The 25,245-nt window shown below is 72.7% G+C and carries 20 protein-coding genes; 11 read left to right on the top strand and 9 right to left on the bottom strand.

Annotated elements, in window-relative coordinates:
* Nucleotides 1-32: 32 nt before the first annotated feature.
* From ACFV04_RS13290 to hrcA, 4 genes are all read right to left on the bottom strand, one after another.
* Entirely contained in the window at nucleotides 33-3,281 is a 3,249-nt protein-coding gene (locus ACFV04_RS13290) for a S41 family peptidase (RefSeq protein ID WP_380528939.1), read from the bottom strand.
* Nucleotides 3,282-3,387: 106 nt separating this feature from the next.
* Nucleotides 3,388-4,137 carry a 16S rRNA (uracil(1498)-N(3))-methyltransferase gene (locus tag ACFV04_RS13285; RefSeq protein WP_380528937.1) on the bottom strand — a complete coding sequence of 250 codons (750 nt, stop codon included), beginning with the start codon at nucleotides 4,135-4,137 and terminating at the stop codon, nucleotides 3,388-3,390.
* A gap of 102 nt (nucleotides 4,138-4,239) precedes the next feature.
* A complete protein-coding gene (dnaJ, locus tag ACFV04_RS13280) occupies nucleotides 4,240-5,379 on the bottom strand; it encodes a molecular chaperone DnaJ (RefSeq protein WP_360248710.1) in 1,140 nt (379 codons plus the stop codon).
* 71 nt (nucleotides 5,380-5,450) lie between these two features.
* The gene (gene hrcA, locus ACFV04_RS13275; protein ID WP_380347001.1) at nucleotides 5,451-6,485 is read right to left on the bottom strand and encodes a heat-inducible transcriptional repressor HrcA; all 1,035 of its coding nucleotides are present in this window, start codon (nucleotides 6,483-6,485) and stop codon (nucleotides 5,451-5,453) included.
* A gap of 288 nt (nucleotides 6,486-6,773) precedes the next feature.
* On the opposite strand from hrcA, the gene htpX reads away from it, so the two are divergent.
* Genes htpX through ACFV04_RS13260 form a run of 3 tightly spaced genes read left to right on the top strand, consistent with a single transcriptional unit; the run spans nucleotide 6,774 to nucleotide 9,170 of the window.
* The gene (gene htpX, locus ACFV04_RS13270) at nucleotides 6,774-7,694 is read left to right on the top strand and encodes a zinc metalloprotease HtpX (RefSeq protein ID WP_380347000.1); all 921 of its coding nucleotides are present in this window, start codon (nucleotides 6,774-6,776) and stop codon (nucleotides 7,692-7,694) included.
* Between the two features lie 26 nt (nucleotides 7,695-7,720).
* Entirely contained in the window at nucleotides 7,721-8,305 is a 585-nt protein-coding gene (locus ACFV04_RS13265) for a hypothetical protein (RefSeq protein ID WP_380346998.1), read from the top strand.
* A 31-nt stretch (nucleotides 8,306-8,336) separates the two neighbouring features.
* A complete protein-coding gene (locus ACFV04_RS13260) occupies nucleotides 8,337-9,170 on the top strand; it encodes a DUF3097 domain-containing protein (RefSeq protein ID WP_380346996.1) in 834 nt (277 codons plus the stop codon).
* On the opposite strand, the gene ACFV04_RS13255 is transcribed toward ACFV04_RS13260, so the two are convergent.
* The 3 genes from ACFV04_RS13255 to ACFV04_RS13245 form a co-directional block, all read right to left on the bottom strand.
* A complete protein-coding gene (locus ACFV04_RS13255) occupies nucleotides 9,161-9,727 on the bottom strand; it encodes a Uma2 family endonuclease (RefSeq protein WP_380528933.1) in 567 nt (188 codons plus the stop codon). The genes ACFV04_RS13260 and ACFV04_RS13255 overlap by 10 nt on opposite strands.
* A 40-nt stretch (nucleotides 9,728-9,767) precedes the next feature.
* On the bottom strand, nucleotides 9,768-10,997 hold the full coding sequence (hemW, locus tag ACFV04_RS13250) for a radical SAM family heme chaperone HemW (RefSeq protein ID WP_380346994.1): 1,230 nt from the start codon (nucleotides 10,995-10,997) through the stop codon (nucleotides 9,768-9,770).
* 79 nt (nucleotides 10,998-11,076) lie between these two features.
* The gene (locus ACFV04_RS13245; protein ID WP_380346993.1) at nucleotides 11,077-12,999 is read right to left on the bottom strand and encodes an AMP-dependent synthetase/ligase; all 1,923 of its coding nucleotides are present in this window, start codon (nucleotides 12,997-12,999) and stop codon (nucleotides 11,077-11,079) included.
* Between the two features lie 356 nt (nucleotides 13,000-13,355).
* On the opposite strand from ACFV04_RS13245, the gene ACFV04_RS13240 reads away from it, so the two are divergent.
* The 4 genes from ACFV04_RS13240 to ACFV04_RS13225 all read left to right on the top strand — a co-directional run bounded on the left by ACFV04_RS13240 (nucleotide 13,356) and on the right by ACFV04_RS13225 (nucleotide 19,465).
* Nucleotides 13,356-15,089: an ABC transporter ATP-binding protein gene (locus tag ACFV04_RS13240; RefSeq protein WP_380346991.1), complete on the top strand. Its 1,734-nt coding sequence runs from the start codon at nucleotides 13,356-13,358 to the stop codon at nucleotides 15,087-15,089.
* 161 nt (nucleotides 15,090-15,250) lie between these two features.
* Entirely contained in the window at nucleotides 15,251-17,149 is a 1,899-nt protein-coding gene (locus tag ACFV04_RS13235; RefSeq protein WP_380347024.1) for an ABC transporter ATP-binding protein, read from the top strand.
* 123 nt (nucleotides 17,150-17,272) lie between these two features.
* Nucleotides 17,273-18,184, top strand: a complete 912-nt coding sequence (gene sigJ / locus ACFV04_RS13230) for an RNA polymerase sigma factor SigJ (RefSeq protein ID WP_380528931.1) — start codon at nucleotides 17,273-17,275, stop codon at nucleotides 18,182-18,184.
* 198 nt (nucleotides 18,185-18,382) lie between these two features.
* Nucleotides 18,383-19,465 (top strand): NAD(P)/FAD-dependent oxidoreductase, encoded by a 1,083-nt coding sequence (locus ACFV04_RS13225; protein WP_380528929.1) that lies wholly within the window; start codon nucleotides 18,383-18,385, stop codon nucleotides 19,463-19,465.
* Between the two features lie 111 nt (nucleotides 19,466-19,576).
* Here the strand turns inward: ACFV04_RS13225 and lepA are convergent, their stop codons facing one another.
* The gene (gene lepA / locus ACFV04_RS13220) at nucleotides 19,577-21,445 is read right to left on the bottom strand and encodes a translation elongation factor 4 (RefSeq protein WP_380346986.1); all 1,869 of its coding nucleotides are present in this window, start codon (nucleotides 21,443-21,445) and stop codon (nucleotides 19,577-19,579) included.
* Between the two features lie 187 nt (nucleotides 21,446-21,632).
* Here lepA and ACFV04_RS13215 point away from each other — a divergent pair, with 187 nt between their 5' ends.
* From ACFV04_RS13215 to ACFV04_RS13205, 3 genes are all read left to right on the top strand, one after another.
* On the top strand, nucleotides 21,633-21,938 hold the full coding sequence (locus ACFV04_RS13215) for an antibiotic biosynthesis monooxygenase (RefSeq protein ID WP_360248674.1): 306 nt from the start codon (nucleotides 21,633-21,635) through the stop codon (nucleotides 21,936-21,938).
* A gap of 335 nt (nucleotides 21,939-22,273) precedes the next feature.
* On the top strand, nucleotides 22,274-22,543 hold the full coding sequence (gene rpsT, locus ACFV04_RS13210) for a 30S ribosomal protein S20 (RefSeq protein ID WP_329931122.1): 270 nt from the start codon (nucleotides 22,274-22,276) through the stop codon (nucleotides 22,541-22,543).
* A gap of 457 nt (nucleotides 22,544-23,000) precedes the next feature.
* Nucleotides 23,001-23,672, top strand: coding sequence for a hypothetical protein (locus tag ACFV04_RS13205; protein WP_360248671.1), 672 nt, complete (start codon nucleotides 23,001-23,003; stop codon nucleotides 23,670-23,672).
* A 112-nt stretch (nucleotides 23,673-23,784) separates the two neighbouring features.
* On the opposite strand, the gene holA is transcribed toward ACFV04_RS13205, so the two are convergent.
* A complete protein-coding gene (gene holA / locus ACFV04_RS13200; protein WP_360248668.1) occupies nucleotides 23,785-24,783 on the bottom strand; it encodes a DNA polymerase III subunit delta in 999 nt (332 codons plus the stop codon).
* A gap of 102 nt (nucleotides 24,784-24,885) precedes the next feature.
* Between holA and ACFV04_RS13195 the strand changes: the two genes are divergently transcribed.
* Entirely contained in the window at nucleotides 24,886-25,179 is a 294-nt protein-coding gene (locus tag ACFV04_RS13195; RefSeq protein ID WP_360248665.1) for a hypothetical protein, read from the top strand.
* The last annotated feature ends 66 nt before the right edge of the window (nucleotides 25,180-25,245 follow it).

Raw genomic sequence — 25,245 nt, 5'->3', positions numbered from 1 at the left:
GTCGGCCCGTCCGACTTCCCGCTCCCCGGCCGCTACCGCCAGGGCAGCGGCGGCGCCGTGCGGGCCGGGCTCTCGGCGAGCGCGGCCAGCGCGAGCCGGACCCCCTCGGCGAGCTGCGGGTCCTCGCCGGCCGCCCAGTGGTGCGGGGCGATCGGCACCTCGACGTCCGGGTCGACGCCGTGGTTCTCCACGCCCCAGCCGTAGTTGTCCAGCCAGAACGCGTACTTGGGCTGGGTGACCAGGGTGCCGTCGACCAGCCGGTAGCGGCTGTCGATGCCGATCACCCCGCCCCAGGTGCGGGTGCCGACGACGGGGCCGATCCCCAGCGCCTGGATGGCGGCGTTGACGATGTCGCCGTCCGAGCCGGAGTCCTGGTCGGCGAGCGCGACGACCGGCCCGCGCGGGGCGTCGCCGGGGTAGGGCACCGGGCTGTCGGTGTCCCGGCTGACGTTCCAGCCGACGATCCGGCGGGCGAGCTTCTCGATCACCAGCTGGGAGGTGTGGCCGCCGCGGTTCTCCCGGATGTCGACGATCACGCCCTCCTTGGCCATCTCCGAGCGCAGGTCGCGGTGGATCTGGGCCCAGCCGGTGGTCTGCATGTCGGGGACGTGCAGGTAGCCGAGCCGCCCGCCCGCCAGTTCGCGCACCGCGGCCCGCCGCCCGGCCACCCAGTCGTGGTAGCGCAGCGCCTCCTCGTCGGCGAGCGGGACGACCACCGGGTGGCGCCGGTCGGTGCCGTCCTTGCCGGCCACGGTCAGCTCGACCGGCTGCCCGGCGGTGCCGGCCAGCAGCGGGGCCGGGCCGGTGACCGGGTCCACCGGACGGCCGTTGACCGCGAGGACCGCGTCGCCCGGGCGGATCGCCGCGCCGGGGGCGGCCAGCGGCGAACGGGCCCGCGGGTCGGAGGACTCGCCGGGCAGGATCCGGGCGATCAGCCACTGCCCGCCCTCCTTCACGAGGTCCGCGCCGAGCAGCCCCTGGCGCCGGGCGGGCTCGGTGTGCGCGCCGTACGGGACGACGTAGGCGTGCGAGGTGCCGAGTTCGCCGTGCACCTCCCAGAGCAGGTCCACCAGGTCGTCGTGCGAGCCGACCCGCTCGACCAGCGGCCGGTAGCGCTCCAGGACGCCGGCCCAGTCCACGCCGGCCAGGTCGGGGCGCCAGAAGTTGTCCCGCATCAGCCGGCCGTTCTCGGCGAACATCTGCCGCCACTCGGCGGCCGGGTCGACGGTGACCCGCAGCCGGGCGAGGTCCACGGCGGTCTCGTCGTCCTCGCCGGCCGCCTTGTGGTCGGCCGGGACGATCCGCAGCTCGCCCTCGTCCAGCACGGCGACCCGGCTGCCGTCCCCGCTGACCGCGAAACCGTCGACGTCGTGCACCAGTTGCTCGGCCCGGCGCTTCTTCAGGTCGAAGCGCTCCAGCACCGGCCGGGGCCGATCGTCCTCCAGGGAGGCCGCCTCGTCGCCGAGTTCGCCGAGCAGTGGGACCCTGGTCCACAGCAGGCCGTCCTTGGCGGCCCGCAGGGTGCCGAACAGGCCGCCCTCGACCGGGAACGGGACGATCCGGTCGGCGATGCCGTCCAGGTCCACCCTGGTCACCGGTGCGGCGTCGCCGCCGCCCTCCTCACCGTCGGCCTTCTTGGCCCGCGGCTCGTCCTCCTCCCCGCCGAGCGGGCGCCCGGCCCGCTGCGGGCCGAACGGGGACGGCGTGTCGGCCGCCAGCGTGATCAGGTACGGGCGGCAGCCGTTGGGGAACGACAGGTCGAAGACGTGCGAGTCGTAGACCGGGTCGAAGTTGCGCACCGACAGGAACGCCAGGTAGCGGCCGTCCGCGGTGAAGGCCGGCGAGGTGTCGATGAAGCGCTGCTGGGTGGCCTCGCTCACGGTGCGGGTGGCCAGGTTGGCCAGCACGATCTGGCGCAGCGAGTACGGGCCCAGCCCCGGCACCGGCCGCGACCAGGCCAGCCAGGCCGAGTCCGGGCTGAAGACCAGCCCGCTGACCTCGCCGTCGGTGCTGCGGTCCAGCTCGTGCACGGTGCCGTCGGCGAGCGCCACCAGCAGCACCCGGCCGTCGTGCACGCCGAGCGCGGCCTGCTTGCCGTCCGGGGAGACCGTCAGCGCGTTGACCCGGCCGAGCTGCCCGGCGGCCAGCCGGCGGCGCTCGGCGCCGTGCACGGCGGGCGCGAACTCCAGGGCGTCCTCGCCCTCGGCGTCGGACACCCAGAGCACGCCCTGGGAGCCGTCCTCGCCCGGCACCACCCGCACCAGGCGCCCGCGCACGCCCGGCGTCTCGTCCAGCACCCGGGCCGGGCCCTCGCGGTGGGTCAGCCAGTGCACGCTGCCGCGCACCACGACGGCGCTGGCCCGGCCGGTGCGGTCGGGGGCGACGGACTCCAGCCAGTGCGCGGCGGGCACCGGGCGGGGGCGGCGGCCGCTGCGCGGGCCGGCCAGCCGGATGTCCAGGCGGCGCGGCTCGGCGCCGGCCAGGTCGTCCAGCAGCCAGACGTCACCGGCCCGGTGGAACACCACCCGGGTGCCGTCGGTGGCGGCGTTGCGGGCGTAGAAGCCGTCCGTGCCGGTGGTGTGGCGGCGCAGGTCGGTGCCGTCCGGGAGGCTGGACCACAGTTCGGCGACGCCCTCGTGGTCGGACAGGAAGGCGATGCGGCCGCCGTCCCCGCCGGCCACCCACAGGGGCGAGGACAGCTGCCCGTCCAGCTCCTCGTGGACCCGGGCGAACTCCTCCCGGCCCAGCCACAGCTTGCCCGCCCGGCCGCCCCGGTAGCGCTTCCACCAGGCCGGTTCGCGGATCGCGGCGCTGGCCAGCAGCACCCGGTCGCCGCCCGGCTCGAAGGCGATCCCGCCGACCGGCCCGTACGGCAGTCGCGCGGGCTCGCCGCCGTCCGGCGGCACGGCGTGCGCCCAGGTGCGGCGCGGGGTGGCCTGGCCGGCGGTGGTGGTGGCGATCGGGCGGCCGTCGGCCGTCCAGCCCTGGACCCGGGTCTGGCCGCTGCCCCAGTGGGTGAGCCGGCGGGACGGGCCGCCGTCCACCGGCACCACGTGCACCTCGGGCGCGCCGTCCCGGGTGGAGGTGAAGGCGATGTGCCGCCCGTCCGGGGAGAACCGGGGGTCGTGGACCGGCAGGTGGTCGGCCGTCAGCCGCCAGGCCCGGCCGCCCTCCAGCGGGGCGAGCCAGAGGTCGTTCTCGGCGACGAAGGTGACCAGGTCGCCGTGCAGGTGGGGGTGGCGCAGGTAGGCGCCCGCGGGGGTGCTCAGGGAGTCCGTCACGCGGCCAGGGTAGGCACGTACGCGTACGAGCCGCCGGGCTTTTCGGCAGAGTCGGGCCACTCGGGCGAGCCCGCTGGACCCGGCCGCGGGACCGTAGTACGGCGGGCTACGCCCAGCGGCGGGTGCGTCCCAGCAGCAGCGCGCCGGCGGCCACCCCGGCGGTGGAGGTGCGCAGCACCGAGGGGCCCAGCCGGTACGGCTTCGCTCCCGCGTCGGCGAACGCGGCCAGCTCCTCCGGGGACACCCCGCCCTCCGGGCCGACGACGAGCACGAGGTCGCCGGCGGCGGGCAGCGCGGCGTGCGCCAGCGGTTCGGCGCCCTCCTCGTGCAGCACGGCGGCGAACGCGGCCCCGGCGAGCACCGGTGCCAGCTGCCTGGTGGTCATCGGGTCGCGCACCTCGGGGAAGCGCAGCCGACGGGACTGCTTGCCCGCCTCCCGGGCGGTGGCCCGCCACTTGGCGAGCGCCTTGGCGCCGCGCTCGCCCTTCCACTGGGTGATGCAGCGGGAGGCCGCCCAGGGGATCACCACGTCCACACCGACCTCGGTCATGGTCTCCACGGCCAGTTCGCCGCGGTCGCCCTTCGGCAGCGCCTGGACGACGACGATCCGCGGCGCGGGCTCCGGCTCGCGCCGCACCGCGGCGACCGCGACGTCGATCGCGTCCTTGCCGTGCACCGTGGCGACCGTTCCGTCCACGCCGAGCCCCCGTCCGTCGGCGAGGGTCACCGCCTCACCGGCCTCCAGGCGCTTCACCGCGGCCGCGTGCCGCCCCTCCGGGCCGTCCAGGCGCACCAGCGCGCCGGGCGCGGCGGCGGCGATCCGTTCGGTCTCGACGACGAAGACGGGCGCGGTCATGCGGGGGCACCTTTCCGGGGCGGGGCCTGGGGCGGGAGGGGGAACCGGCGGGGGCACGCGAAAGGGGTGCCGGGGTCGGCCCCCGGCACCCCCGCGCGACGGCTACCGGCCGTTGAAGGCGTCCTTCAGCCGGGAGAACAGGCCCTGCTGGCCGGGCGCGAACTGGCCGGAGGGCCGCTCCTCGCCGCGCAGCACCGCCAGACGGCGCAGCAGCTCCTCCTGCTCGGGGTCGAGCTTGGTGGGCGTCTTCACCTCGACGTGCACTATCAGGTCGCCCCGGCCGCCCCCGCGCAGGTGGGTGATGCCGCGGCCGTGCAGCGGGATCGACTGGCCGGACTGGGTGCCGGGCCGGATGTCGACCTCCTCCAGGCCGTCCAGGGTCTGCAGCGGCACCTGGGTGCCGAGCGAGGCAGCCGTCATCGGGATGGTGACGGTGCAGTGCAGGTCGTCGCCGCGCCGCTGGAAGATCGCGTGGGCGGACTCGGCGATCTCGACGTACAGGTCGCCGGCCGGGCCGCCGCCGGGGCCGACCTCGCCCTCGCCGGCCAGCTGGATCCGGGTGCCGTTGTCGACACCGGCCGGGATCTTGACGGTCAGGGTGCGACGGGCGCGGACCCGGCCGTCGCCGGCGCACTCCGGGCACGGGGTCGGCACGACGGTGCCGAAGCCCTGGCACTGCGGGCAGGGGCGGGAGGTCATGACCTGGCCCAGGAAGGACCGGGTGACCTGGGAGACCTCGCCCTTGCCGCGGCACATGTCGCAGGTCTGGGCGGAGGTGCCGGGGGCCGCGCCCTCGCCGCTGCACGTGGTGCAGGTGACGGCGGTGTCGACCTGGAGCTCCTTGGTGGTGCCGAACGCGGCCTCCTCCAGGGTGATCTCCAGCCGGATCATGGCGTCCTGGCCGCGGCGGGTGCGCGAGCGCGGGCCGCGCTGGCCGGCCGCGGCGCCGAAGAAGGCGTCCATGATGTCGGAGAAGCCGAAGCCCGCCGCGCCCGCGCCGAAGCCGCCCGCACCGCCCCCGCCCGGGGACAGCGGGTCGCCGCCGAGGTCGTAGACCTGGCGCTTCTGCGGGTCGGAGAGCACCTCGTAGGCGGCGTTGATCTCCTTGAACCGCTCCTGCGTCTTCGGGTCCGGGTTGACGTCCGGGTGCAGTTCGCGTGCCAGGCGCCGGAACGCCTTCTTGATCTCGTCCTGCCCCGCATCCCGTCGGACGCCGAGTACCGCGTAGTAGTCCGTGGCCACCAAATGCTCCGCTTGTTCCGCCTGTAGTAGTGCTGCGACTGGACGCCGTCAGGATGTCCGACGGCTGTTTGCTACGACTCGGCCAGGATCTGACCCACGTACCGCGCCACCGCCCGCACCGCCCCCATTGTGCCCGGGTAGTCCATCCGGGTCGGACCGATCACACCCAGTTTGGCCACGCTCTCGTCGCCCGAACCGTAACCGACCGACACGACCGAGGTGGAAATCAGCCCTTCGTAGGCGTTCTCCCGCCCGATCCGGACCGTCATCGCGGCGTCATTGGTCTCACCCAGGAGGCGGAGCAGGATGACCTGCTCCTCCAGGGCCTCCAGCACCGGCTGGATGGTGAGGGGGAAGTCGTGGCCGAAGCGGGTCAGATTGGCCGTGCCGGCCAGCATGATCCGTTCCTCGTTCTGTTCCGCGAGCGTCTCGAACAGGGTCGCCAGGACCGTGCTGACGGTCGGCCGGTCGGCCTGCTCGAACATCGCCGGGAGTTCCTCCAGCAGCCCCGGGACGTCCGGGAGGAGGCGGCCGGCCGCTCTGCCGTTCAGCGCGGTCCGCAGGTCCGCCAGGACCGTCTCGCCGACCGTACCCGGGCAGTCGACCATCCGCTGCTCGACCCGGCCGGTGTTGGTGATCAGCACCAGCATCACCTTGGCCGGGGCCAGCGCCACCAGCTCGATGTGCCGGACGGTCGAGCGCGTCAGCGACGGGTACTGGACGACCGCGACCTGCCGGGTCAGCTGGGCGAGCAGCCGCACGGTGCGCGCGACCACGTCGTCCAGGTCGACCGCGCCGTCCAGGAAGTGCCGGATCGCCCGGCGCTCGGGGGCGCTCATCGGCTTGACCTCGGCGAGCCGGTCGACGAAGAGGCGGTACCCCTTGTCGGTCGGGATGCGGCCGGCGCTGGTGTGCGGCTGGTGGATGTAGCCCTCCTCCTCCAGCGCCGCCATGTCGTTGCGGACCGTCGCCGGCGAGACCCCGAGATTGTGCCGCTCCACGAGGGCCTTGGACCCGACCGGCTCCTCGGTGCCCACGTAGTCCTGCACGATCGCGCGGAGCACGGCGAGCTTGCGGTCGTCCAGCTGGCGGACCTCTCCGGCCATGGGGCACGCACCTCCGTCTTCGCACGTTGTCCGTCTGTGTCCCTGAGTGCTGCGGGCCGCTCCGGGAGGCCCCGGTCCTGGCACTCTGAACGCGCGAGTGCCAGAACCGTACCTGCCAGTGTAAGGCCCGGGTCCTACGGCAGGAACGGCCGGACCGGAGTGATCCTGCCCGCAGTTCCGGGTACGGCCCGCGGGACGGGGAGCGTTCACGCTTCCCGGCGCGGGGGTGGTGCCTCGCGGCCGTCCGGGTGGCAGCATCGAAAGCGACGGCGAATGGAGGAGCAAGCGATGTCGAGCTCGGGCCAGCACACCCGTTTCGCGCCCGACCGCGGCCTGACCGGCCGCATGGTCGCCACGATGTTCGTGATCGGGCTGCTGTACGTCGGTTTCACCGGCCTGCTGATCGCGCTGCTGCGCGGCGCATGGCCGCTGATCGTCCTGATCTCCGGCGGGCTGTTCGTGGCCCAGTTCTGGTTCAGTGACAAGATCACCGAACGGGCCATGGGAGCCCACCAGGTGTCCCCGGAGGACTTCCCCCAACTGCACGGCACGATCGACCGGCTCTGCGCGCTGGCCGACATGCCCAAACCCCGCGTGGCGGTCGCCGACAACGACATGCCCAACGCCTTCGCCACCGGCCGCAACCCGCAGAACGCGGTGGTCTGCGTCACCACCGGCCTGCTGCGCCGGCTGGAGCCCGAGGAACTGGAGGGCGTCCTCGCGCACGAGCTGTCCCACGTCGCCCACCGGGACGTCGCGGTGATGACGATCGCCGGCTTCCTCGGCGTGCTCGCCGGAGCGATGACCAGGATCGCCGTGTACGGCGGGTTCATGGGCGGCGGCCGCAACAACAACGACCAGAACACGGCGATCCTGGCGCTGATCATCCCGCTGGTCTCGATGGTCGTCTACGCGATCAGCTTCCTGCTCACCCGGCTGCTGTCCCGCTACCGCGAGCTGGCCGCCGACCGCGCCGCCGCCCAGCTCACCGGCCGGCCCAGCGCGCTCGCCTCGGCGCTCACCAAGGTGACCGGGCAGATCTCCGCCATCCCCACCGAGGACCTGCGCAAGTCGCAGCCCTACAACGCCTTCTACTTCGCGCCCGCGCTGAGCGCCCGGGAGACGGCCTCGCAGCTGTTCTCCACCCACCCGACGCTGGAGACGCGGCTGGCGCAGCTGGCGAAGATCTCCGAGCAGCTCGGCCGCTGACCGTCCGAGCACACGAAAGGACCGCCGTGGGAATCCTGGACGCCCTGTTCGGCCGCACCAAGCCCGTCAAGCCCGACCTCGACCAGCTGTTCGGCGTGCCGTCCGCCGCGCTCACCCTGGAGGCCGCCACCGGCTTCCTGCCCACCGGGCTCGGCTCGGTCTGCTTCGCGGCCGTCGAGGGCGCGGCCTTCGTCCAGGTGGAGCAGCAGGTGCGGGCGCTGCTGGACGCCGACACCGAGCGCGGCGGCGTCCCGGTGGAGGCCTCCAAGGACGACTACGGCTACTCGTGGCTGCTCGCCCGGCACTCCCCCGGGGAGTTGCCGGAGCTGGTGAACGACCTGCACGCGGTCAACAGCGAACTGGAGGCGAACGGCTTCGGGCCGCAGCTGCTCTGTTCGCTGGTCGGCTTCCGCGACGCGCAGGGGCAGTCGCTGGCCCTGGTCTACCTCTACAAGCGCGGCACCTTCTACCCGTTCGCCCCGATGCCCGGCGGCGGGGAGAAGCGCAACAGCCCGCTGGAACTGCAGGTCAACGCGATGCTGGGGAACGACCTGCGGCTGGAGAAGGACCTGAGCCGCTGGTTCCCGGTCTGGGGCGCGCCGGGCCTCTGACGCACCGTCCGCCCTCCCTATGATCACCCGTATGCGCAGCCGCCAGTACGGACCCGACCTGACCCCACCGTGGAAGAAGCAGACCCCCGCCCCGGAGGTGCCCGCCGAGCGGGACCTGGTGGTCGAGGAGGCGGCGACCGGCTTCTGCGGGGCCGTGGTGCGCTGTGAGAAGACCGCCGAGGGGTTCACCGTCACCCTGGAGGACCGCTTCGGCAAGCACCGGGTGTTCCCGCTGGTGCCGCGCGGCTTCCTGCTGGAGGGCTCGGTGGTCACCCTGGTCCGTCCCGCCGCCCCCGCGGCGCCCCGCACGCCCGGCCGCACCGCCTCCGGCTCGGTCGCCGTGCCCGGCGCCCGCGCCCGGGTCGCCCGGGAGTCGCGGATCTACGTCGAGGGCCGGCACGACGCCGAGCTGGTCGAGCGGGTCTGGGGCGACGACCTGCGGATCGAGGGCGTCGTGGTGGAGTACCTGCGCGGCATCGACGACCTGCCCGCGATCGTCGCCGACTTCGCCCCCGGCCCCGGCCGCCGCCTCGGCGTCCTGGTCGACCACCTGCTCCCGGGGACGAAGGAGCACCGCATCGCCGCGCAGGTCACCGGGGAGTCCGTCCTGGTCGTCGGCCACCCCTACATCGACGTCTGGCAGGCCGTGAAGCCCTCCTCCGTCGGCATCCCCGGCTGGCCCGCCGTCCCCCGCGGCGAGGACTGGAAGGAGGGCACCTGCCGCCGCCTGGGCTGGCCGGTCGACACCCCGGCGGCGTGGAAGCGGATCCTGTCCGGGGTGGACAGCTACAAGGACCTGGAGCCCGAACTGCTGGGCCGGGTCGAGGAACTGATCGACTTCGTGACGCTGCCGGATCAGGCGTAGGTCCGGAACTCCGAGGTGTCGAGCGTGACGCCGAGCACGTCGACCTCGATCGGATCGCCGAACTTGCTGGTCCGTTCGGCCCAGTACACGGGGACACCGGAAGCCGTGTCGGTGGTCGGATCCGTGAGGAGCACGCACACACCCTTGAGCGGATCGACGATGAGGTACGCCGGGATCCCGCCCTGGGCGTACATCTCGCGCTTGGTCCGGTAGTCCCGGTGCACGCTGGTCCTGGAAACCACCTCGACCGCCACGGTCACCGCGGAGGCGGGCAGCAGACGGCCCGCCTCCGGGACGACACCCCGCTCGAAGACGACCAGATCCGGCTGGGGTTCGCCGGCCTCGCCGGAGATGATCAGATCCTGGGTCTGCAGCGCCCGGAACCGTGCGTAGGGAGTTTGGTGCTGAATCGCGGAGACGATGAGGTTGTGGACCGTGTCCGGCCCGGCCGTCATCACGATTTCCCCCCCCCCCCCCCGGATGAGCTCGGCCTTGACGCCCTCCGGAGCCTCCAGGTTCTCGAAGATCCCCGTCATCCGGCCATCGATGGCGGTCATTGCGCGCTCCCTCCGACGGCTGACACCACGTCAACGAACGTCAGTCCACGAGGTCACGCACGACCCCGTCGGCCAGCAACCTCCCCCGGAGGGTGAGGGCGGCGCGGCCCCGCCGGTAGGGCTCCTCGGCGAGCAGGCCGTCGGCGAGGGCCCGGTCGGCGGCCTTCCGGCCGGTGTCGGTGAGCAGGTCGAGGGCGACGCCCTCGACCAGGCGCAGCTCCAGCAGGACGCGTTCGACGCGGCGGTCCTCGTCCGCCAGGACCTCGCGGCCCAGCGCCGGGGTGCGGCCCTCGGCGAGGGCCTGCGCGTAGGCGGCCGGGTGCTTGGCGTTCCACCAGCGGACGCCGCCGACGTGGCTGTGCGCGCCGGGGCCGGCGCCCCACCAGTCGGCGCCGGTCCAGTAGAGCTCGTTGTGGCGGCAGCGGCCCTCGGGGGTGGTGGCCCAGTTGGAGACCTCGTACCACCGGTACCCGGCGGCGGAGAGCGCCTGCTCGGCGATGAGGTAGCGGTCGGCGTGCACGTCGTCGTCGATCATCGGCAGTTCGCCGCGCTTGACCCGGGCGGCGAGCTTGGTGCCCTCCTCGACGATCAGGGAGTACGCGGAGACGTGGTCCGGTCCGGCGCCGATCGCCGCGTCCAGGGAGGCCCGCCAGTCGTCGTCGGACTCGCCCGGGGTGCCGTAGATCAGGTCCAGGTTGACGTGCTCGAAACCGGCCTCGCGGGCCTCGGCGACGCAGGCCTCGGGGCGGCCCGGGGTGTGGTGGCGGTCGAGCAGGCTCAGCACGTGGGGCCGGGCGCTCTGCATGCCGAAGGAGATCCGGTTGTAGCCGCCCTCGCGCAGCTCGGCCAGGTACGCCGGGTCGACGGACTCCGGGTTGGCCTCGGTGGTGACCTCCGCGTCCGGGGCGAGCCCGAACTCGTCGCGGATCGCGGCGAGCATCTTCACCAGGTCGCGGGCGGGCAGCAGGGTGGGGGTGCCGCCGCCGAGGAAGACGGTGCGCACCGGCAGTTCCGCGTCCCCGAGCACCCGCCGGGCCAGCCGGACCTCGGCGACCACGTTGTCGGCGTACGTCTCCTGGGAGGCGACGGCCCCGGAGGAGCGCAGCTCGGTGGCGGTGTAGGTGTTGAAGTCGCAGTAGCCGCAGCGGCTGGCGCAGTACGGCACGTGCAGGTAGAAGCCGAACGGCCGGCTGCCGAGCCCGGCGAGGGCGTGCGCGGGCAGGGAACCGTCGGACGGCACGGGTTCGCCGTCGGGGAGTGCGGAGGGCATGCCCCCATTGTCCCGTACGGCCCGCGGAGCTCCCGTACGGTCCGCGGCGCACGCGCGGACCGTACGGGGACGGGGTGGGTCAGGCCTCGTTGGCGCCCGCGTACATCGCGGTCACGGCGTCGGCGTAGGTCCGCTCCACCACCGGGCGCTTGATCTTCAGGCTCGGGGTGAGCTCGCCGTGCTCGATGTCGAGGTCGCGCGGCAGCAGGTGGAACCTCTTGATCGTCTGCCAGCGCTGCAGCCCCGCGTTGAGCCGCTTCACGAAGCCCTCGATCAGCTCGTGGACGGCCGGCTCGGCGGCCAGCTCGGCGTAGGACCTGCCCGCCAGGCCGTGCTCGGCGGCCCACGGCATGAGGACCGCCTCGTCCAGGCCGATCAGCGCGGTGCAGTAGTTGCGGCCGTTGCCGATCACCAGGATGTTGCTGACGAACGGGCAGACCGCCTTGAACTTGCCCTCGACCTCGCTGGGCGCCACGTACTTGCCGCCGGAGGTCTTGAACAGGTCCTTCTTGCGGTCGGTGATCCGCAGGAAGCCGTCCGGGCTGAGCTCGCCGATGTCCTCGGTGTGGAACCAGCCGTCCGGCTCCAGCACCTCCGCGGTCTTCTCCGGCAGGTTGTGGTAGCCGCGCATGATGCCCGGGCCGCGCAGCAGGATCTCGCCGTCCTCGGCGATCCGCACCTCGGTGCCGGGCAGCGCGCGGCCCACCGTGCCGATCCGCACGTCCTCCTCGCGGTTCACGCAGGAGCCGGCGCTGGTCTCACTGAGGCCGTAGCCCTCCAGGATCGGCACGCCCGCGCCGAGGAAGAAGTAGCCGATCTCGGGGGCGAGGGCGGCGCTGCCGGAGACCGCGCCGCGCAGCCGCCCGCCGAAGGCCGCCCGGATCTTCGCGTACACCAGCTTGTCGGCCAGCGAGTGCTGCACCCGCAGCCCGAACGGGGCGGTGCCGGTGCCGGTGGCGACGCGGCTCTCCTGGACGGCCCGGGCGTGCTCGCGGGCGACCTTGGCCGCCCACAGGAAGATCTTGTACTTGGCGCCGCCCTCGGCACGGGCCTTGCCCGCGATGCCGTTGTAGACCTTCTCGAAGATGCGCGGCGCCGAGGCCATGATGGTCGGCCGGATCACCGGCAGGTTGTGGATGATCCGGTCCACCCGGCCGTCCAGCGCCATCACGTGGCCGGTGGCGATCTGCCCCGAGATCAGCGTCTTGCCGAAGACGTGCGACAGCGGCAGCCACATGAACTGCACGTCGTCGGAGCGCAGCAGCCCGCTGGCCTCCTGCGCCCGGCCCTCGTACGCCCAGCAGTCGTGCACCAGTCGCACGCCCTTGGGGCGGCCGGTGGTGCCGGAGGTGTAGATCAGGGTGGCCAGCTGTTCCTTGCCCAGCCCCTCGACGGCCTTCTCGACCGCGTCCGGGTGCTCCGCCAGGTACTCGGTGCCGCGCCGTTCCAGCTCGGCGAGGGTGAGCACGTCGAGGCCGGCCGCGTCGGGGGCCTCGTCGGGGGCGTCGAACAGGACGACGGTGCGCAGCTCGGGCAGCTTCTCCAGCTGCGCGGCGGCCTTGGCCAGCTGGGCGGCGTTCTCCGCGAACAGCGCCCGGGAGCCCGAGTCGGACAGGATGAAGGCGGTCTCGTCCTCGTTGGTGCTCGGGTAGACGGTCGTGATCGCGGCGCCCGCGCACATGGCGCCGAGGTCCGCGAGGACCCATTCGAGCCGGGTGGACGACGCCAGGGCGACCCGGTCCTCCGGCTGGATGCCGAGCGCCATCAGACCGGCGGCCACCGCCTTGACCCTGGTCGCGGTCTGCGCCCAGGTCAGCGAGCGCCACTGCTCCGCGCCGGGCGCGCCGTCGGCGGCCTGCTCGTCGACCGGGGCGGGGTAGCGGTAGGCCTCGCCGTTCGGGGTCGCGGCGACCCGCTCCAGGAACAGGTGGGCGACGGATGCGGGACGCCCGGCGACGAGGTCGGGCCTGCCGGAGTCGATCAAGGACTGCGCGGAACTCAACGAGGACCTCCGGGGGCGGGTGGCCGTCTGAGGGATTGTCTCGGCGGCCGTGGGGGCGGTCACCGGGCCCCGGGTTCACCTGGACGGTACCGGTCGGTAACAAGGGGGCAACCAGCAGCCTAGGGGGAAACCGGTCATTCCGTAAGGGGGCGAAGCCGGACGGCACGCCCCGACGGCACCGGTGACCACGCCGCGCCGACGGACGCGGCCCGCGTGGAAACCAACGAGCGAACTGCCGGACGGTTCGGCAAAAGCCCGGCAAACCCCCGGTTCCCACACGCCGAATGGCCTGTACGACGCTACAGAAGAACGAGAATTGGGGTGCGAACCCGACCGGCGACGACAAGAGTGTGCAAGTGCTGATCAGACTGCTGAGGGCGTACCTGCGCCCCTACTCCCGACCGATCACCCTGCTGGTGCTCCTCCAGCTGGTGTCCACCCTCGCGGCGCTCTACCTGCCGACGCTCAACGCCGACATCATCGACGACGGCGTGGTCAAGGGCGACACCGGCTACATCCTGCGAGTCGGCGGGGTGATGATCGGCGTGACCGTCCTCCAGGCGCTCTGCTCCATCGGCGCCGTCCTCATCGGCTCCCGCGTCGCCATGGCCTTCGGCCGGGACGTCCGCGCCGCCGTCTTCGACCGGGTGCAGAGCTTCTCCGCCCGCGAGGTCGGCCAGTTCGGCGCCCCCTCCCTGATCACCCGCACCACCAACGACGTCCAGCAGATCCAGATGCTCGCCCTGATGAGCTTCACGCTCATGGTCGCCGCACCGATCATGTGCGTCGGCGGCATCATCATGGCGCTCAACCAGGACGTCCCGCTGTCCGGCCTGCTGCTCGCCGTCATCCCCGCCCTCGCCGTCGTCGTCGTCCTCCTGGTCCGCGCGCTGCGCCCGCAGTTCCGCAGCATGCAGGAACGGATCGACACCGTGAACCGGGTCCTGCGCGAACAGATCACCGGCATCCGGGTCATCCGCGCCTTCGTCAAGGACGGCCAGGAACAGGCCCGCTTCGCCACCGCCAACGAGGACCTCACCGACGTCGCCCGCCACGTCGGCCGGCTGATGGCCGTCATGTTCCCCGCCGTCATGCTCGTCGTGAACGTCTCCAGCGTCGCCGTCCTCTGGTTCGGCGCCCACCGCATCGACAGCGGTGCCATGGAGATCGGCGCGCTCACCGCCTTCCTCTCCTACCTGATGCAGATCCTGATGAGCGTCATGATGGCCACCTTCATGTTCATGATGGTGCCCCGCGCCGAGGTCTGCGCCGAACGCGTCCAGGAAGTCCTCGGCACCGAGTCCAGCGTCGTCCCGCCCGCCACGCCCACCACCGAGGTCCCCCGCCGCGGCAACCTCGAACTGCGCGCCGTCGACTTCCGCTACCCCGGCGCCGAGGCCTCCGTCCTGCGCGGCATCGACCTCACCGCCCGCCCCGGCGAGACCACCGCCATCATCGGCTCCACCGGCAGCGGCAAGTCCACCCTCCTCGGCCTCGTCCCCCGGCTCTTCGACGCCACCTCCGGCCAGGTCCTGCTCGACGGCATCGACGTCCGCGAACTCGGCGCCGACACGATCGCCGACAACGTCGGCATCGTCCCCCAGAAGCCCTACCTGTTCACCGGCACCGTCGCCAGCAACCTCCGCTACGGCCGGCCCGACGCCACCGACGAGGACCTCTGGCACGCCCTGGAGATCGCCCAGGCCAAGGACTTCGTCGAAAAGCTCCCCGAAGGCCTCGACGCCCCCATCGCCCAGGGCGGCAGCAACGTCTCCGGCGGCCAGCGCCAACGCCTCGCCATCGCCCGCGCCCTCGTGCGCAAGCCCTCCGTCTACCTCTTCGACGACTCCTTCTCCGCACTCGACTACGCCACCGACGCCAGACTGCGCAAGGCCCTCTCCCGCGAGACCTCTGACGCCACCGTCCTGATCGTCGCCCAACGCGTGTCCACCATCCGCGACGCCGACCGGATCGTCGTCCTCGACGAGGGCGCCGTCGTCGGCACCGGCACCCACCGCGAACTGATGGCCGACAACCCGACGTACCGGGAGATCGTGCTCTCCCAGCTCACCGAGCAGGAGGCGGCGTGACCAGCCCCGGAAGCCCCACCGCGGACACCGCGGACACCGCGAAAGCCGATCTGACCAAACCCGGCCCGGCACCGGCCGCCCCGGCCAAGGCCGCCGGCGGACTGACCACCGACTCCCAGGCCGCCGCCGCCCGCCGCGGCCCCGCCGGCCCCGGCCGCTTCATGGGCGGCCAGGGAGCCGAGAAGTCCATGGACTTCAAGGGCTCCGGCAAGCGCGTCCTCGGCCTGCTGCGCCCCGAACGCAACATCCTCGTCGGCGTCCTGCTCCTCGGCGTGCTCGGCATCGGCTGCGCCGTCATCGGCCCCAAGATCCTCGGCAACGCCACCGACCTGATCTTCGCCGGCGTCGTCGGCGCCCGCTTCGCGCCCGGCACCTCCAAGGCCCAGGTCATCGACGGACTGCGCGCCCACGGCCAGGGCGGCGTCGCCGACCTGCTCTCCGCCGTCGACTTCACCCCCGGCCAGGGCATGGACTTCGGCGCCATCGGCACCGTCCTGCTCTGGGTGCTCGGCATCTACGTCGCCTCCGCCGTCTTCGGAGTCTTCCAGGGCCGCCTGGCCACCAAGGCCATCCAGCTCGCCAGCTACCGGCTGCGCCAGGACGTCGAGGCCAAGCTCGCCCGGCTGCCGCTCAGCTACTTCGACAAGCAGCCGCGCGGCGAAGTCCTCAGCCGGGTCACCAACGACATCGACAACATCGGCCAGTCCATGCAGCAGACCATGGGACAGGTCGTCAACTCGCTGCTCACCGTGGTCGGCGTGCTGGCCATGATGTTCTGGATCTCCCCGCTGCTCGCCGTGATCGCCCTGGTCTCCGTGCCGGTCTCGGTGGTCGTCGCCACCAAGGTCGGCAAGAGGGCGCAGCCCCAGTTCGTCCAGCAGTGGAAGTCCACCGGCCAGCTCAACGCCCACATCGAGGAGATGTACACCGGCCACACCCTGGTCAAGGTCTTCGGCCGCCAGCGCGAGGCCGCCGAAACCTTCCGCGAGCACAACGAGGCCCTGTACGAAGCCAGTTACAAGGCCCAGTTCATCTCCGGGATCATCCAGCCCGCGATGATGCTGATCGGCAACCTGCAGTACGTGCTGGTCGCCGTCGTCGGCGGTCTGCGGGTCGCCGGCGGCGCCCTGTCCATCGGCGACGTGCAGGCGTTCATCCAGTACTCCCGGCAGTTCAGCCAGCCGCTCACCCAGGTCGCCAGCATGGCCAACCTGGTCCAGTCCGGCGTCGCCTCCGCCGAGCGCGTCTTCGAACTCCTCGACGCCCCCGAGCAGAGCGCCGAACCCGCCGTTCCCGAGAAGCCCGACGCCGTGCACGGCCGGGTCGCCTTCCAGGACGTCTCCTTCCGCTACGACCCCGACAAGCCGCTCATCGAGGACCTCTCACTCAAGGTCGAACCCGGCCACACGGTCGCCATCGTCGGCCCCACCGGCGCCGGCAAGACCACCCTGGTCAACCTGCTGATGCGGTTCTACGAGGTCAGCTCCGGACGGATCACCCTCGACGGCGTCGACATCTCCGCGATGTCCCGCGAGGACCTGCGCTCCGGCATCGGCATGGTCCTCCAGGACACCTGGCTGTTCGGCGGCTCCATCGCCGACAACATCGCCTACGGAGCCCGCGGCGCCACCCACGAACAGGTCGTCGAAGCCGCCAAGGCCGCCCACGTCGACCGCTTCGTGCGCACCCTCCCGGACGGCTACGACACCGTCATCGACGACGAGGGCGCCAACGTCAGCGCCGGCGAGAAGCAGCTCATCACCATCGCCCGCGCCTTCCTCGCCCAGCCGTCCATCCTGGTCCTGGACGAGGCGACCAGCTCCGTCGACACCCGTACCGAGGTGCTCATCCAGCGGGCCATGGCCCGGCTGCGCACCGGCCGCACCAGCTTCGTGATCGCCCACCGGCTCTCCACCATCCGGGACGCCGACGTGATCCTGGTGATGGAGAACGGCTCGATCGTCGAGCAGGGCTCGCACGACGAACTGATCGCCGCCGACGGCGCCTACGCCCGGCTCTACCAGGCCCAGTTCGCGGAGGCCGTGGCCGAGGTGGACTGACGCGAGGCGGACCGGCGGGCCGGGGCGGAACCTTCCGCCCCGGCCCTTCGCGCGTCCGGGCCCGGCCCCGCCCCGCCCGCCCCGGTCTTCGCAACCGGGCCCGGCGGGAGCTACCTTGGGCCCGTGATCGACGACCAGCCCCCGGCCGCACCGGACGCCTTCGAGGCCAACCGCCGTTACCTGGGCTCGGTCGCCTACCGCCTGCTCGGCTCCTTCACCGACGCCGAGGACGTCCTGCAGGACGCCTGGCTCCGCTGGCAGGCCGCCGACCGCTCCACCGTCGCCGACCCCCGCGCCTTCCTGACCACCGTCGTCACCCGGCTCTGCTACGACCAGCTGGGCTCCGCCCGGGCCCGCCGGGAGGCCTACTACGGCGAGTGGCTGCCCGAACCGGCCGTCTCCTACGCGGACGGCCCCGACACCCCCGCCGACCTCGCCGAACGCGGCGAGTCCGTCTCGCTCGCCCTGCTCGCCGTCCTGGAACAGCTCTCCCCGGCCGAGCGGGCCGCCTTCGTGCTGCACGACGTCTTCGCGGTCGGCTTCGAGGAGATCGGCGCCTCGCTGGACCGATCCGCCGACGCCGCCCGCCAGCTCGCCTCCCGGGCCCGCCGCCGGGTCAAGGACGGCAGCCGGCGCGGCGGCGGCACCGGCACCGCCGAGCACCGCCAGGCGGTCGAAGCCTTCGCCGCCGCCAGCAGCCGCGGCGACATCCTCGCCCTGATGGAGGTCCTCGACCCGGACGTGGTCTGGCACTCCGACGGCGGCGGCATCGTCCGCGCCGGCGTCCGCCCCATCCACGGCGCCGACCGGGTGTCCCGCATGGTGGCCGGCCTGGTCGCCAAGTGGTTCACCCCCGACACGGCGATCGGCCACGCCCTGGTCAACGGCGAACCCGGCCTCGTCTGGTACGACCGGGCCGGCGGCACCGTCGGCGGCGTGCTCGCCTTCACCGTGACCGACGGACGGATCACCGAGGCGTACGTCGTCGTCAACCCCGAGAAGCTCGGCCGGATCAGCCCCGTCACGGCCCCCTGACGACTCCCCGACGACCCTCCGGCACCCCCGGATACCTCCGAAGACCCCGGGAGACCCCGGAGGCACCGGAGGCACCGGAGGCCCCTGGCCGGACCCTCCGCGGTGCTGTGACGCGGGTCACGGTCACATCCCGACCGGCCGCGTCGTCCCCTTCCCGAACAGCGCCCCACGGGGGCGCACCGAACGGAGGCGGACGAGATGACCAGCACCACCACCACCGGAAAGCGGATCGTCGTCCTGGGCGCCGGGTACGCCGGGCTCACCGCGGCCAAGGGCGCCGGACGGCACCACGACGTCACCCTGGTCGCCCCCGAGGAGCGGCTCCTGCACCGCATCCGCCAGCACGAGGCGGCGGCCGGCCGCGGCCGCGACTGGCCGGCCATCGGCGAACTGACCCGCGGCCGCACGATCCGGCACCACCGGGCCCGCGCCGTCGAACTCGACCTCGCCGGCCACCGGGTCCGGCTCGACGACGGCGCCAGCCTCGCCTACGACACCCTGGTCTACGCCCTCGGCAGCCGCACCGCCTGGCACGGCGTCCCCGGCGCCGCCGAGCACGCCCTCCCCGCCGAACGCGCCGCCGAGGTCCGGCACCGGATCCGCGAAGCCGACCGGCCCGGCACGCTCGCCGTCGTCGGCGGCGGCGCCACCGGCATCGAGCTGGCCACCGAACTCGCCGAAGCCCACCCCGACTGGACGGTACGGATCGTCGCGGCCGGCCCGGTCGGCGGCATCTACTCACCCAAGGGCCGCACCCACGTCCGGCGCGTCCTCGACCGGCTCGGCGTCCACCTCCACGAGAACGCCACCGTCACCGAGGTCACCCCGGACGGACTGCGCACCACCGCCGGCCCGGTCGACTCCGACCTCACCGTCTGGGCCGCCTCGATGGAGCCGCACCCGCTCGCCGCCGAAGCCGGGCTGGCCGTGGACGAACGCGGCCGGGCCCTGGTGGACGACCACCTGCGCTCGGTCTCGCACCCGGACGTCCACGTGGTCGGCGACGCCGCCGCCGTCACCGTCCCCGGCGTCGGCACCCTGCGGATGGGCTGCGCCACCGCCCTGCCGCAGGGCCAGTACGTCGGCAAGCTGCTCGACGGACGCACCGGGAAGCCGTTCTCGTTCCGGTACGTCGTGCAGTGCCTGAGCCTCGGCCGACGGGACGGGCTGCTCCAGCTGGTCCACGCCGACGACTCGATGAAGCCCACCGTGTTCACCGGCACCATGGGCCGGCTGGCCAAGGCCGGGATCGTCTCGGCCGTCTTCAGCGCCCTGAAGTGACCGCCGCGGCGACCCGCGCCGCGTTCCGCTGCGGCGCCCCCGCCGCCGGAGTGCCCCGCGGGAACGCGAAAGGGCCCGGGCGTGACGCCCGGGCCCTTCGGCTCGCCTCGGTTACTTCTTTTCCTTCGGCGCCTCGGCGTCGGTGGACAGCGCGGCGATGAAGGCCTCCTGCGGGACCTCCACGCGGCCGACCATCTTCATCCGCTTCTTGCCTTCCTTCTGCTTCTCCAGCAGCTTGCGCTTGCGCGAGATGTCACCGCCGTAGCACTTGGCGAGGACATCCTTGCGGATCGCGCGGACCGTCTCACGGGCGATCACCCGGGAGCCGATGGCCGCCTGGATCGGCACCTCGAACTGCTGGCGGGGGATCAGCTTCTGCAGCTTGCCCGCCATCATCACGCCGTAGCCGTAGGCCTTGTCCTTGTGGACGATCGCCGAGAAGGCGTCCACCGCGTCACCGTGCAGCAGGATGTCGACCTTGACCAGGTCGGCGGTCTGCTCGCCGATGGGCTCGTAGTCGAGCGAGGCGTAACCGCGGGTCTTGGACTTCAACTGGTCGAAGAAGTCGAAGACGATCTCCGCGAGCGGGAGGGTGTAGCGCAGCTCGACCCGGTCCTCGGAGAGGTAGTCCATGCCCTGCAGGCTGCCGCGGCGGGACTGGCAGAGCTCCATGATCGCGCCGACGAACTCGTTGGGCGCGAGGATGGTGCCGCGCACGACCGGCTCGTACACCTCGGCGATCTTGCCGACGGGGAACTCGCTCGGGTTGGTGACGGTGTGCTCGGTGCCGTCCTCCATGATCACCCGGTAGACCACGTTGGGGGCGGTGGAGATCAGGTCGAGGTTGAACTCGCGCTCCAGGCGCTCCCGGATGATCTCCAGGTGCAGCAGGCCGAGGAAGCCGCAGCGGTAGCCGAAGCCGAGCGCGACCGAGGTCTCCGGCTCGTACACCAGGGCCGCGTCGTTGAGCCGCAGCTTGTCCAGGGCGTCGCGCAGCAGCGGGTAGTCCGAGCCGTCCAGCGGGTAGAGGCCGGAGAACACCATCGGGCGCGGGTCCTTGTAGCCGCCGAGCGGCTCGGTCGCACCCTTGTGCATCGAGGTGATCGTGTCACCGACCTTGGACTGCCGGACGTCCTTCACACCGGTGATGATGTAGCCCACCTCGCCGACGCCGAGGCCGTCGGCGACCTTCGGCTCGGGCGAGATGACACCGATCTCCAGCAGCTCGTGGGTGGCGCCGGTCGACATCATCGCGATGCGCTCGCGCTTGGTCAGCTGGCCGTCCACGACACGGACGTAGGTGACCACGCCGCGGTAGGAGTCGTACACCGAGTCGAAGATCATCGCGCGGGCCGGGGCGTCCTTGACGCCGACCGGGGCCGGGATGGTGTCGACGATGTGGTCCAGCAGGTCCTCGACGCCGAGGCCGGTCTTCGCGCTGACCTGGAGCACGTCACCCGGGTCACAGCCGATGATGTGCGCGATCTCGGCGGCGTACTTCTCCGGCTGCGCGGCCGGCAGGTCGATCTTGTTCAGCACCGGGACGATCGTGAGGTCGTTCTCCAGCGCCAGGTACAGGTTGGCGAGGGTCTGCGCCTCGATGCCCTGGGCCGCGTCGACCACCAGGATGGTGCCCTCGCACGCGGCGAGGGAGCGGGACACCTCGTACGTGAAGTCCACGTGGCCCGGGGTGTCGATCATGTTGAGGATGTGCGTCGTCCCGGCGTTCGAGCCGGTCTTCGGCGCCCACGGGAGGCGGACCGCCTGCGACTTGATGGTGATGCCGCGCTCACGCTCGATGTCCATGCGGTCGAGGTACTGGGCACGCATCTGCCGGGGGTCGACGACGCCGGTGATCTGCAGCATCCGGTCTGCGAGCGTCGACTTGCCGTGGTCGATGTGGGCGATGATGCAGAAGTTGCGAATCAGCGCCGGGTCGGTACGGCTGGGCTCTGGCACATTGCTGGGGGTCGCGGGCACCTTGGTCCGATTCTCCGTTGGTCCGGGGCCGGGGGCGTCCGGGTCATCACTGACCGGTTCCCGGGGACCGGACAGTCTCGTCCGATCGAAATAGTTCCTCCCATCCTCCCACGAGCAGGGGCCCTGCTGCCGTTCGGGCACCGTCCGGCCCTTCCCGCACCCCTCACCGGGCGGCAGGATGGCCCCCGTGATCCTCGAAAGCGCCCTGCTCGACGTCCTGCCCGGCCGGGAGGACGAGTTCCTCGCCGCCTTCGCCGAGGCCCGCCCGCTGATCACCGTCCAGCGCGGCTTCCGCTCCCTGCGGCTCCGGCGCTGCCTCGACGAGGGACGCGACTCGCGCTTCCTCCTCCAGGTCGAGTGGGACACCCTCGCCGACCACACCGAGGGCTTCCGTACCTCCCCCGAGTACCAGCGCTGGCGCGCGCTCCTGCACCACTACTACCGGCCGTTCCCCGAGGTCGAGCACTACGGCGAGCCGCTGCTCGACGCGTAGCGCCGGCCGAGGCTGTCCGGGCGTGGCGCGCGGGGGCGGAGCCGAGGGGCCAGCCGGGGGCTGGCCGGGGCGGTCCGGGGACGCTTCCGGGCCGCTTCCGGGGGCGGTCCGGGGACGCTTCCGGGGGCCGATCCCTGGGCAGTCCGGACACGGTCCGCAGGGCGGCGCCGGGGCGTCTCGCGCGACGGTCCGCGGACGGGAGCCCGGTTTGGGGCGTGCGGCGGGCCCTGGTAGCGTGGTCAGCTGCACCTGGCCTCGGCATGCCCTCTCAGCTGGTCCGACGGCCGCCCGGTGTGATCCCGTTCAGCATCTTTAGACAAGACTGAGGCTCTTTCGTGGCGAACATCAAGTCCCAGATCAAGCGCAACAAGACCAACGAGAAGGCGCGCCTGCGCAACAAGGCCGTCAAGTCCTCGCTGAAGACCGCTCTGCGCAAGGCCCGTGAGGCCGCTGCCGCCGGCGAGACCGAGAAGGCCGTCGTGCTGGCCCGCGCCGCCTCCAAGGCGCTGGACAAGGCCGTGAGCAAGGGCGTCATCCACGCCAACCAGGCCGCCAACAAGAAGTCGGCCATCACCAAGCGCGTCAACACGGCCGCCCAGGCCTGACGCCCCTCGGGGGTCTGAACCCCCGACCGCCTCGGGACGGTCCGGCCCTCTACCCGGACACCCGAGACGAGCGAGACTCGCACCGCACGCGGCCTGCGTTCGCCACGCGGGTGCGGTGCACGAAGCAGTACGGCAGGCGCCGTAGTCGGCCTCCTCCCCGGAGACCACTGCGGCGCCTGTCGCGTTCCCCGGTCCGGCCGCTATGGTCGGTCAGGTGCGATCGAGGTGCGGGGGAGCACCCCGGCGCCGGGTTTGGGGGGAGAACTTCATGACGACGCCACCACCGCCGGCACCGAACGGGCCGGGGTACGGATTCCCGCAGCAGCCGCAGGGCACGGGCGCACAGCCCGCACCGGGGGCGCAGCCTCCGTCGGGCGCGCCGGGCTTCGGGCCGCCCCCCGGATTGCCCGCAGCCCCGGGCATGCCCGCGGCCCCGGGGACGACGACCGCTCCCGGGATGACGGCGGTGCCGGGGGGCCGCGCACCGGGTTCCGGGGGGAACCTGCGACGCAACGCCGTCTGGGCCTTCGTCGGCGCCGTGCTCGCCTCGGCCGGCTGGACCGCCGCCGTGATGACCGTCCCCGGCATCGTCAGCAGCGCCTCCTCGCCGCGCAGCCTCGGCAGCTACCACCTCTCCGACGACTTCTGCACCACCGGCAAGCCCACCAAGCTGCTCCAGACGTACTCCGTCTCGGACACCTCCGCGCCGACCCACCACACCGACCGGAACCCGGCCCTGGACAGCATGAACTGCTCGATGAGCCTCAAGCGGACCGGCGGCAACAGCGACAGCGAGTACGCCTCGGTCTACCTGCGCGCCGACCTGCACAAGGCGGTCAACCCGGCGCCCGAGCTGCAGGCCAACAAGGAGCTCTACCGGGCCCGCGGGTACCAGGTCACCGACGTCTCCGGGATCGGCGAGGAAGCGTACTTCCTGTACAAGGACGACAGCTCGGACAAGTACCACAGCATCTACGCCGAGCTGGACATCCGCGACGGCGGGATGACCTACTACATCAACTACAGCGCCAGCTACACGGACGGGAAGGCCAAGCCGCCGTCCAAGGACGACCTGCGCAGCGCCCTGCAGTCCGACGGACAGGACGCCATCCGGGCCATGCGGAAGTAGGCCCCGGCGCGGGATGCCACGGTCCGCGCCGAGCCCCTCCGGTCAGTGCCGGTTCGTGCCGGTTCGTGCCGGATGGCGCCGGGCCACGCCGGGACCCGCCGAGGCCGCCGCGTCAGTAGGCGGGGCGGGAGCCGGCCCGTGCGGCCCGGGCGACGGCGACCACCGCGCGCTCCAGGGCGAAGGCCGGGTCGTCCGAGCCACCCTTGACGGCGGCGTCGGCCTGGGCGATCGCGGTCAGCGCAGTGGCCACCCCGTCGCCCGTCCAACCCCGCATCTGCTGGCGGACCCGGTCCACCTTCCACGGCGGCATGCCCAACTCGCGGGCCAGGTCGGCCGGACGCATGTTCCGCCCGGTGGTCGCCAGCCGCCCGATACTGCGCACGCCGGAGGCCAGCGCGTAGGTGATGCCGGTCGGCGGCTGGCCGACGGCCAGTGCCCACCGCAGCCGCTCCAGCGCCTCCGCCGCGCGGCCGGTCACCGCCAGGTCGGCCACCTCGAAGCCGGTCGCCTCGGCCCGGCCGCTGTAGTAGCGGGCCACCACCGTCTCGTCGATCGTGCCCTCGACGTCCGAAGTCAGCTGGTGGCACGCGGCCGCCAGCTCGCGCAGGTCGCTGCCGAGCGCGTCCAGCAGCGCCTGACAGGCCTCCGGCGTCGCCGAGCGGCCCAGCGCCCGGAACTCGCCCTTGACGAAGGCCAACCGCTCGTTCGCCTTGGTCAGCTTGGCGCAGGCCACCTCGCGGCCGCCCGCCTTGCGCCCGGCGTCCAGCAGGCCCTTGCCCTTGGCGCCGCCCGCGTGCACCAGCACCATGATCACTTCTTCGGCCGGTGCCTCGATGTACGCCTTGACCTCCTTCACCGAGTCGGCGGAGAGGTCCTGGGCGGCGCGCACCACGATGACCTTGCGCTCGGCGAACAGCGACGGCGTGGTCAGCTCCGCCAGACTGCCCGGCTGCAGCCCGCCGGGCGGCAGGTCCCGCACGTCGGTGTCCGGATCCGCCGCCTTCGCCGCCGCCACCACCTGGGCGACCGCGCGGTCCAGCAGCAACTCCTCCTGGCCGACCGCGAGGGTCAGCGGGGCGAGCAGGTCGTCGGGTGCACTCTTCCTGGCCATCGCCTACCAGCATCCCACGCGCCGCGGACACTCCGGCCCGACCGACGGCCTGACCAGCCGCCCACCCGAACGGCCGAACCGGGCGGCCTGGAGAATGGCCGGGTGACCGACAACCACACCACCGACCTCCCGGACGTCGCCGACCCGCACGCCCGGCAGCTGCTCGTCCTGCCCGACCGCGACGCCGCCGAAGAGGCGGCCGAGGACCTCGGCGCCACCCAACCCGACCTCGGCGAGCTGGAGATCGTGCGCGACTCGCTCGCGGGCGAGGACGACGCCGAGGACGCCCAGTGGCTCGTCGTCGTCGAAGCACCCGACACCGGCTGGACCCCCGCCGTGCTGAGCGCCCTCGACGCCCTGGCCGCCGAGCACGAGGGTTGGCGCGAGGAGGCCTGAACCGGAGGCATGACGGGCAAAATTTGGCCCTTCATTTCTCGGCGCGGGGCGGGGCGGGGCCCGGGC

This window comes from Kitasatospora sp. NPDC059599 (assembly GCF_042735125.1).
Taxonomy (GTDB): domain Bacteria; phylum Actinomycetota; class Actinomycetes; order Streptomycetales; family Streptomycetaceae; genus Kitasatospora.
The sequence above is the reverse complement of the archived record's forward strand: the minus strand, read 5'-3'. Positions and strand labels throughout refer to the sequence as shown.